This is a genomic window from Trinickia sp. (genome assembly GCF_035492435.1).
GTDB lineage: Bacteria > Pseudomonadota > Gammaproteobacteria > Burkholderiales > Burkholderiaceae > Trinickia.
Genome location: NZ_DATJJF010000026.1, coordinates 17657 through 27358 on the forward strand (window position 1 = coordinate 17657; position 9702 = coordinate 27358).

The 9702-nt window shown below is 61.7% G+C and carries 10 protein-coding genes and 1 pseudogene; all 11 read left to right on the top strand.

The features are described from left to right. The first annotated feature begins 249 nt into the window (after window positions 1-249). Window positions 250-1038 carry a ferredoxin--NADP reductase gene (locus VL598_RS02320; protein WP_325325090.1) on the top strand — a complete coding sequence of 263 codons (789 nt, stop codon included), beginning with the start codon at window positions 250-252 and terminating at the stop codon, window positions 1036-1038. 371 nt (window positions 1039-1409) lie between these two features. Beyond that, window positions 1410-2207: a GntR family transcriptional regulator gene (locus VL598_RS02325; protein ID WP_325325091.1), complete on the top strand. Its 798-nt coding sequence runs from the start codon at window positions 1410-1412 to the stop codon at window positions 2205-2207. Window positions 2208-2209: 2 nt separating this feature from the next. Continuing rightward, window positions 2210-3940, top strand: coding sequence for a fumarate reductase/succinate dehydrogenase flavoprotein subunit (locus VL598_RS02330; protein ID WP_325325092.1), 1731 nt, complete (start codon window positions 2210-2212; stop codon window positions 3938-3940). 44 nt (window positions 3941-3984) lie between these two features. Next, on the top strand, window positions 3985-4218 hold the full coding sequence (locus VL598_RS02335; RefSeq protein WP_325325093.1) for a ferredoxin family protein: 234 nt from the start codon (window positions 3985-3987) through the stop codon (window positions 4216-4218). A gap of 11 nt (window positions 4219-4229) precedes the next feature. Further along, window positions 4230-5210 (top strand): HEAT repeat domain-containing protein, encoded by a 981-nt coding sequence (locus tag VL598_RS02340; RefSeq protein WP_325325094.1) that lies wholly within the window; start codon window positions 4230-4232, stop codon window positions 5208-5210. Beyond that, complete coding sequence (gene fdxA / locus VL598_RS02345; protein ID WP_325325095.1) at window positions 5207-5536, top strand: ferredoxin FdxA; 330 nt, start codon at window positions 5207-5209, stop codon at window positions 5534-5536. The genes VL598_RS02340 and fdxA overlap by 4 nt, the downstream gene beginning before the upstream one ends. A 192-nt stretch (window positions 5537-5728) precedes the next feature. Beyond that, the gene (locus tag VL598_RS02350; protein ID WP_325325096.1) at window positions 5729-7282 is read left to right on the top strand and encodes an ABC transporter substrate-binding protein; all 1554 of its coding nucleotides are present in this window, start codon (window positions 5729-5731) and stop codon (window positions 7280-7282) included. Between the two features lie 2 nt (window positions 7283-7284). After that, window positions 7285-8295, top strand: coding sequence for an ABC transporter permease (locus tag VL598_RS02355; RefSeq protein ID WP_325325097.1), 1011 nt, complete (start codon window positions 7285-7287; stop codon window positions 8293-8295). Continuing rightward, on the top strand, window positions 8292-9221 hold the full coding sequence (locus tag VL598_RS02360) for an ABC transporter ATP-binding protein (RefSeq protein WP_325325098.1): 930 nt from the start codon (window positions 8292-8294) through the stop codon (window positions 9219-9221). The genes VL598_RS02355 and VL598_RS02360 overlap by 4 nt, the downstream gene beginning before the upstream one ends. A gap of 5 nt (window positions 9222-9226) precedes the next feature. Further along, window positions 9227-9565 carry a gamma-butyrobetaine hydroxylase-like domain-containing protein gene (locus VL598_RS02365; RefSeq protein WP_325325099.1) on the top strand — a complete coding sequence of 113 codons (339 nt, stop codon included), beginning with the start codon at window positions 9227-9229 and terminating at the stop codon, window positions 9563-9565. Then, window positions 9562-9702, top strand: a pseudogene (locus VL598_RS02370) (electron transfer flavoprotein subunit beta/FixA family protein); the annotation flags it as partial. The gene VL598_RS02365 and the pseudogene VL598_RS02370, both read left to right, overlap by 4 nt.

Consider the following 9702-nt stretch of genomic DNA (forward strand, 5'->3'; position numbering starts at 1 on the left):
GTCCCTCACGCACCACCAAGTCATCCTTCCCACACTACAACGGTGCGAGCCGCACAGATTCGGTTCTGCAGCACGCTTGCCCGTAGCCATCGCATCAGCGTCCCCGCATCTGCGGTGACGTCCCGCCTGCCAAGTCACACCGCGTAAACAGCCGCTTTCCCTAACTCCGGGTCTGTCCATGGCACGTAACTTGTTATGTCATGTCATGCCGTTGTTCATCACGAACGTTGATTTACTTAGGACTCCGAAATGACTGCCGCGGACAAATACACGATCGAGACCATCACCCACATTCATACGTGGGTGCCGGACAAACTCTTTTCGATTCGCACGACGAGGCCGGCGCAGTACCGCTTCATCGCAGGCCAATTCGCGCGGCTGGGCGTGGCAAAGTGCACGCCGGAGGGCGAATCGATCGCTTGGCGCGCGTACTCGATCGTCTCTGCGCCTCACGACGAGCACCTCGAGTTCTTTTCGATTGTCGTGCCCAACGGCGAGTTCACCAGCGAGTTGGCCCGGATGCAGGCTGGCGATCAGCTCTATCTGGAAAAGATGAACTACGGATTTCTGACGACGGACCGCTTTGAATGCGGCAAGGATCTGTGGCTCCTTTCCTCGGGCACCGGCCTCGCCCCGTTCATTTCCATCCTGTACGACCTCAAGACCTGGGAAGACTACGAGCGCGTCATTCTCGTGCACAGCGTTCGTGATCCTGGCGAGCTCGCGTACCGAGAGCTGATCGAGGATATGAAGCATCACGAGTATTTCGGCGAATTCGCGGCAACCCGCCTGCGTTATGTGCCCGTCGTTACGCGCACGCAGACACCCGGTGCACTCGGCAAACGCATTACTGAATTGATCGACAACGGTGAACTCGAACGCTTCACCGGCACGCCTTTCGACCATGCGCGCAGCCGCGTGATGATCTGCGGCAACCCGGACATGGTGGACGATCTGCGCAAACAGTTTGTCGGCCGCGGCTTTTCTGTCAGTAAGCGCGGGCAGCCTGGGCATCTCGCCGTCGAGAACTATTGGTAACGCGCGCAAAGGCGAACGCGCGCGCTCCGGCCTCGCGATAGACCGCCGGTCGGTACAGCGTCGCGCCGCCTTTTCGCTGTAGATGCAAAGGAAAGTCGTTTTTCACGGTTCGGAATCCTTTGGCCAATGCCTAGAGTGATTGTCCAGCCTGGAAGCAAAAGTAAGGGACGCTGCATCGAAGTCGCAAGTGGTGCACGTCATTCGCGCGACGCTCGCACAACGGGCATGCGCGCACCAGTGAGCGGCCATGGTCGACGGCAATTGAAACGGTCGTCATGCCGCAAAGCCTTTCAGTTATTGAGGAACACACGAATGGCATATCGCTTGCAGTACCTGACACGTCATGACATGTCGTCCCGATTGGGGGCACGATGACCACTGCAAAACTGATTCCGCTCTCGCCGCAACCGCTCTATGTGCAGATCAAGGAATGGCTGCGCGCGTCCATTTTGGACGGAACGCTTGCGCCGCATGAGCAACTGCCATCGGAAAGCGACCTCACGGCGCAATTCGGCGTCAGCCGCATCACGGTTCGGCAAGCGATCGGCGATCTGCAAAAGGAAGGCCTCGTTTTTCGCATTCACGGCAAGGGCACTTATGTCTCGAAACCAAAGGCCTTTCAGCAACTGGTCGGCCTGCAAGGCTTCGATGAGGCGATGCGTGCACTCGGCTATGAAACGTATTCGAAGTTTCTCGGCGTAGCCGATGTACCGGCCACTCAGGAAATTGCCCGCGCGTTGCAGTTGAAGCCTGGCGCACGCGTCGGCGAAATCCGCCGCATCCGCTATCTGAATCGCGCGCCGATCTCGCTCGACGTCAGCTACTTTCCCTGTGACCTGGCACCGCGCCTGGCCCGTGAGGATCTCGCGTCGCGCGACATTTTCGCGATCCTCGAGAACGATCTCGGCCTCGCACTCGGTCACGCCGACGTATGCGTCGAAGCTTCGCTCGCTGACGACGTCACCGCGCCTCGGCTCGACCTCGAAGAAGGCGCACCGCTCATGCGGATTACGCGTCTCACGTGGACAGCAGACGGACGGCCGATCGACTTCGAGCATCTCCATTACCGCGGCGACGCGTTTCAGTACCGGTTGCGCGTCGAACGTTCGCACGCGGCATCGGCTCCTCAGCGAAGCAGTTCCCCCGCTTCGCGCAACGACAAGGAATGAGCATGCAGACACACGAACTCGAATACGACGTGATCGTCGTGGGTGGCGGCACGGGTGGTCCGATGGCCGCAGTCAAGGCGAAGGAAGCCGATCCCTCACTGCGCGTGCTCGTGATCGACAAGGCAAACGTGAAGCGCAGCGGTGCCATCTCGATGGGCATGGACGGACTCAACAACGCCGTGATTCCCGGTCACGCCACCGCCGAGCAATACACCAAGGAGATCACCGTTGCCAATGACGGCATCGTCGATCAGAAGGCCATCCTGAGGTACGCGCAGATGAGTTTTCCGATGATCGAAGAGCTCGATCGCTGGGGGGTGAAGTTCGAAAAGGACGAGACGGGCGACTACGCGGTGCGCAAAGTGCATCACATGGGCGCCTACGTCCTGCCCATGCCCGAAGGGCATCACATGAAGCGTGTGCTGTACCGGCAGATGAAACGCGCCCGCGTCGAGATTACCAACCGCGTCGTCGTCACACGCATTCTTACGGGGCCCGCCGGCGAAGTGGCGGGCATCATCGGCTTCGACTGCCGCACAGCGGACCTCTACGTCATTCGAGCCAAAGCCGTCGTGCTCTGCACAGGCGCTGCGGGCCGCCTCGGCTTGCCGGCTTCGGGCTATCTGTTCGGCACGTACGAGAACCCCACCAACTGCGGTGACGGTCATGTGATGGCGCTTCACGCCGGTGCCGAGCTCGCGAATCTGGAGTGCTTTCAGATTAACCCGCTCATCAAGGACTACAACGGTCCTGCCTGCGCGTATGTGACCGGCCCTTTCGGCGGATTTACGTCCAACGCCCGCGGAGAACGCTTCATCGAATGCGACTACTGGAGCGGCCAGATGATGCTCGAGTTCTTCAACGAGCTCGAGGGCGGACGCGGTCCGGTGTTTCTGAAGCTCGACCATCTCGCCGAAGAAACGATCAGCGAGATCGAGACGATCCTGCATACGAACGAGCGGCCGAGCCGCGGGCGCTTCCATGAACGGCGCGGGACCGACTATCGGCGCGAGATGATCGAAATGCACATCTCCGAGATCGGCTTTTGCAGCGGGCATAGCGCGTCGGGCATCTACACCAACGAGGAAGGCGCGACCACGGTGCCGGGTCTCTTCGCGGCTGGCGATTGCGCAAGTGTGCCGCACAACTACATGCTCGGCGCTTTCGTCTACGGCAAGATCTGCGGCACAAATGCAGCGGCCTACTGCGCCTCGCGTGCTCATGCGAGCGTGGACGCAGGCTTCGTCGCGGCCGAGCGCTCACGCATTCATGCGCCGCTTGCGCGCACGGAGGGCCTCACGCCTTGGCAGGTCGAATACAAGACGCGTCGCGTCGTCAACGACTACCTGCAGCCGCCCAAGGTCACACGCAAGATGGAGATCGGTCTGCAGCGGCTCGACGAGATCCGCGAAGACCTCGAGCACTTGTCCGTAACCGATCCGCATGAGCTGATGCGCGCGATGGAAGCCTCCTCGATTCGAGACTGCGCCGAAATGGCCGCACGCGCGTCGCTGTTCCGTACGGAAAGCCGCTGGGGCCTGTATCACCTGCGCGCCGACCATCCGGAACGCAACGACCTCGACTGGCACTGCCACTCTCAACTGCGGCTCGACGCAGACGGTCGCATGACGCTCAGAAAGCGTGCCGTGGACCCGTTCGTCGTTCCGATCGACGACGAAGAACGCAACGCCTATCAACGACTGCGCGTGAGCGTGCCGGCGCAGGCCGCCTGAAGCTCGCCTGACGCGATTCGAGACTTGAATTCTGGAGATTCCCCATGACTATCGCAACGACCCGCACCCAGGCTCCTGTGGTTGTCGACGAAGCGAAGTGCATCGCTGAAAAAGGCTGCACAGTGTGCGTCGACGTCTGCCCGCTCGACGTGCTGGCCATCGACCTGACCTCGCAAAAGGCGTTCATGAAGTTTGACGAATGCTGGTACTGCATGCCTTGCGAGCAGGACTGCCCGACAGGCGCAGTGCACGTGAACATTCCTTATCTGGTTCGCTGACGGAGTCACCCATGAATGACACCGCCAGCTTCAACGCATCGCCAGCTTTCCTTGCGCGCCTCAGGGCCGCAGACCCCACCGTGCGGCGGCTTGCCGTACTGGATTTGCCGTACTCCGACGAAGTCGACGAGGACGACGTCGCGCCGCTGCTCGTCGAGGCACTCGCCGATGGCGATGCCAGCGTGCGTGCCGAGGCGGCCAAAGCACTCGAAGGCTTCGAGGACGACGCGAGCGTCACGGCCCTAGCCGCGTGTTTGCGTGACGCCGACGAATCGGTACGCGCAGCAGCGGGCGAGGTGCTGGCCGAGCTGAAGACGCCCGCCGCGGGCCAGCATGTGCTGCCGTATCTCGACGATGGCGATGCCCTTGTGCTGGCGCGTGCGCTGCGCGCCGTGCGCGCGTTGCGGCTGCCCGAGGTCCTCGCGCCGGCATTGCGGCTCGCCGGCCACGAAGACGCCGCAGTACGCCGCGAAGCTGCGGGCGTGCTGGGCTATCTCAAGGACCGCTCAGCCATCCCTGTGCTCTCGACACTCGCGACGGCCGATGCCGATGCCGATGTGCGTCGCGTGGCACTCGGCGCGCTGGGCTTCGACAGCGCCGTCAGTGTGCTGCCGTCGCTCGTGCGCGCGCTGCATGACGCCTCATGGCAGGTGCGCGAAGAAGCGGCGCAGACGATCGGCAAGCTGCGCGGCACGGCTGCGGTACCCGAGCTCGTCGCCTCGCTCGCCGATCCGTTCTGGCAGGTCCGCACGAAGGCCGTTCGGAGCCTCGGCCTCATCAAGGCGCGCGAGGCCGTGCCAGGCATCGCCGAGCAACTGCGCCATGAGGTGAGCAACTTGCGCAAGGAAGCTGCGATCGCACTCGGCGAAATCGGCGATCAGGCTGCCATCCCGGCGCTCGATGCAGTGCTCAACGATCCCGATCCCGACGTACGCAAGCTGGCTCGTCTTGCGCTGACCTCTATCGACCTCGCCAAGCGGAGCCTCGCATGACTTACGTCGTCACCGAAAACTGCATTCGTTGCAAATACACCGATTGCGTCGACGTGTGCCCCGTCGATTGCTTCCATGAAGGCGAGCGGTTCCTCGTGATCGATCCCGAAGGCTGCATCGATTGCGGAGTGTGCGTACCCGAGTGTCCCGTCGAAGCGATCGTCGACATCGACAATCTGCGGCCCGATCAGCAACCGTTCGTCGCCATCAATGCCCAATACGCGAAAGCGTGGCCCGTCATTGCCTCTACGCGCGAGCCATTGCCCGATGCCGACGACTGGGCGGAACACCCGGACAAACTCGCGTTGATCGGCGAGATCGCTTGACGAGCGTGACAGATAAAAGCCGACATAAGCCGACATAGCCGCACACCAAGTGGCACAAAGCGGCAACAAGCAGCGAGCAATAGTGCGACCGAGGGATAGAAAGCAGGATAGGCGCGGCCCGCGGCAACGCGGGTGCGCTCGGTAGGCGCGCGAGCGCGCATAACGACGGTATTGACAGCAAAGAGGCAACGAGTGGTTAGCAATCGAATCCCTGCGCTGCGGCACACGAGGCACTGGTGGCATTTGTCGCGTTCGTCGCATTGGTCTCCTCTCGCCGGGCGGCTTTCGCCGCCGGCTAGCACGCGCCAGCCGATCCGCCGCCTCGCGGCGGTCTGCACGGTCGGCGCGGCTCTGGCCTTCTCCCTCATCGGCGGCCCTGCACTGGCTCGCACGACGATCGATATCGGCATCGGCACACAAAATACGACGACCAATACAGTCACAGGCGGCGTCGTCATCCAGCAGATGAAGCTGCTCGAAAAGTACCTGCCGCACGACGGCAAGTATCGCGATGTCGACTACCACATCGATTGGCAAAACTTCACGTCAGGTCCGCCCGTCACCAACGGGATGATGGCCGGCAAACTGCAGATCGGCATGATGGGCGACTATCCGCTCGTCGTGAACGGCGCCACGGGGCAACAGCTCAAAGGCAACGAGACCGAGCTGATCGCCGTCCTCGGCTATAACGCCTATGGTGCGGGCAACGGCGTCGTCGTCAACAAGCAATCGCCCTATTACTCGCTCGCCGATCTGAAGGGAAAGACGGTGTCAGTGCCGTTTGGCTCCGCCGCCCACGGCATGCTGCTGCAGGCGATGCAAAAGCAAGGCTGGAGCAGCGACTACCTTCGGCTTGCCAATCAAAGCCCCGAAGTAGGCACGACCAACTTGCAGGAAAACAAGATCGACGCCCATGCCGATTTCGTTCCCTTCCCCGAATTGCTGCCGTTCCGCGGTTTCGCGCGCAAGGTCTACGACGGCGTCGAAAACAGGACGCCGACTTTTCACGGCGTCGTCGTCCGCAAGGATTTCGCGCAGCAGTACCCGGAGATCGTCGTCGCCTATCTACGCGCGCTCATCGATGCAAACGCCTGGCTGCGCGCGAACCCGCAACAGGCAGCCACCGACATCCAGCAATGGACTCATATCGAGAAGGAAGTGGTCTACATCTTCCTTGGGCCCAACGGTATTCATACGCTGGACCCGACCATCAAGCCGGTGGAGCACGATGCGCTGAAGACAGCCTACGGCGTGCTGCAAAGCATGAACCGCGTGAAGGACTTCAACATCGATGCATGGGTCAACGACAGCTACCTGCGCACTGCATTCAAGCTCGATGGGCTCGACTATGACGCCCAGCTGCGAAGCCTCGCCAACTACGAGATCCGCGGCACCGATCCGGTTTGCAAGACGTCCATCGATCACCCCGCCGAAGCCGCCGAAATCTGGATAGCGGGCGGCGCGATCGTGCCCGTCAGCTCGGCCTCGTGTGCGCTGACCGGTATCAAGCAATACCGCGCGCAAGGCAAGAAGATCGACGTGGTCTACGTGATGGATCACTCACTCGGTATCAAGCTTTTCGCCGATCAGGCGTTCTATGTCGCCACTCCTGCTGCCGGTGCCTCCGGGCAGACATCGATTACACCGTTCCTGTTGAAGGCCGACGCAAAGCGCTACGCCGATGCGCAGCATGGCCGCCTGATGACCTACGAAGACGCGCTCGCTGCGTCGCCTGACCGGAGATGACTATGAAATCTGCGACGCTTCCCGATCATTTTGATCTGCCTCACACCGCCAGTCAGAGCGGCCATACCGCTCGTTCAGCTCAACCGGTCCACAGCGCCGACGTCGTGCCTCTGCCTCAAACGGCACAGACGCACAGCCCGCATAGCAACGCTGCGCCAGCTGCGGGCCCTGCGCAGTTGACGGCCGCGCCCCCGCGGGCAACGAGTATCGCGCTGCGACGCCTTTGGCGAAAGAGACGCTTCGATTGGCTGCTCGCGACGATATCGATCGCCTCGATGATCGCTTTCTGGTATATCGCGACGCGCTTTCAGCTCAGCCTTTATGTGCGCTTTGCGAATATTCCGACGCCTGGCGCCGTCTTCGAAAAGCTGCTGGAAGTCAACCATACGAGCACGTTCATCGACAACATCGCCGTCAGCCTGCGCCGCATTTTGATTGGCTTTAGCTTCGCTGCTGTTTTGGGCGTCACGCTCGGCTTGCTCGTCGGGCGCTACCGCATCGTGCGCGGACTCATCTTTCCCGCGCTCGAGGCACTGCGCCCGATTCCCGCCATTGCGTGGGTACCGATCTCGGTGATGCTATGGCCGTCGAACGAAGTCAGCATTGACTTCATCACTTGCCTCGGCGCGTTTTTCCCGATCCTGCTCAATACGGTCGAAGGGGTACACGCCGTCGACAAGGTGCTGTTGCGCGCGGCGCGAAGCCTCGGCGCCTCGGAGGCCGCGCTCTTTCGCCACGTCGTGCTGCCAGGCGCGCTGCCGCACATCTTCACCGGACTCGCCCTCGGCATGGGCGTCGCCTGGGTGTCTCTGATCGCCGCGGAGATGATCTCCGGTCAGTTCGGCATCGGCTACGCCACATGGGAAGCGTATTCGCTCGTCACTTACTCGGAAATCGTTCTCGGCATGATAACGATCGGGCTGCTCGGCTGGCTGTGCAGCAGCGCGATCCGTATTGCCGGCACGCTCGCCATGCCGTGGCGCGCCTTTGCCACCCGCGAGGGCAAAGCATGAATGCGCTGCACTTGTCCCCCGCCCCGCAAGCCGCCCTCGCGTCCGGCCGTATCGAAATACGTCATGCAGGGCTGCAGTTCGATCAGCCTGTGGGCGCCCCCTTCGTCGCGCTCGACGACGTTTCGCTCACCGTCGAGCCGGGCGAGTTCGTCTCAATCATCGGCCCATCGGGTTGTGGAAAGTCGACATTGCTGAACGTCGTCGCCGGGTTCATGAAGCTCGATAGCGGTGCCGCCACGCTCGACGGGGCGGCGATCACGCGCCCAGGCGCTGAGCGCGGTGTGGTGTTTCAGCAGTACTCGCTCTTTCCGTGGATGTCGGTGCGCAAGAACGTCGAATTCGGTTTGATGATGCAAGACGTGCCGACTGCCAAGCGCGAAGCGACAGCACGCACGCTCCTCGAGGTAGCTGGGCTACTCGCCTTCGAAAACCATTATCCGGATCAGCTCTCGGGCGGCATGAAACAGCGCGTCGGCATTGTCCGCGCCTTGGCCACGAGCCCACGCGTGCTGCTGATGGACGAGCCGTTCGGCGCGCTCGACGCGCAAACGCGAGCCGTCATGCAGGAAGTGCTCACCAACATGTGGCAGCGCCTGCGGATATCGGTGCTCTTCGTGACGCACGACATCGATGAGGCCGTCTTCTTGTCGGATCGCGTCTACGTGATGACCTCGCGGCCCGGCCGCATCAAGGCGATCATCCCCGTCGATCTGCCGCGCCCGCGCACTCCCGAGACGACAACATCGACCGAATACGTCGCGCTCGTGCAGCGCCTGCGCGCGCTCATTCGCGCCGAAAGCCTGCAAGCAATGGGTAGCGAACTGCCCGCCAAATCAGGCGAGAACGGCACGGCAGGCGGTGTCGGCATCCTTGAACAGGAAGATGTATCCGACGGTTTCGGCATCGGCACAACTTCAGAGCGATGAACATTATGGCTACGTATATCCCCAACGCCATCGTGCTGCATGCGCGCAGCCAAATGCTCGAGTTGCGCTGGACCGACGAGACCAAGGCATGGCTTGCGAGCCGTACGTTACGTGCGGCCTGCCCTTGCAGCGCGTGTGAAGCGACACGCATCGCCGCGAAGCGCGACACCGATTGCATGAGCGGCCCAGAAGATGAGTGGTCCCCGAACATCGACTTTAGCGCGATCGAGCCCGTCGGCCACTACGCGATCCGCATCGTCTTTTCAGACGGCCATGATCGCGGCATCTATCCGTGGACATACCTTCGACAGCTTTCGCTGCAACTCTCCGAGTGTGCTCTATGAAAATCCTTGTGCCAGTCAAGCGCGTAGTCGATTACAACGTGAAGGTTCGCGTGAAGGCGGACAACACGGGCGTCGATATTGCGAATGTGAAAATGTCGATGAACCCGTTCGACGAGATTGCCGTCGAGGAGGCGGTG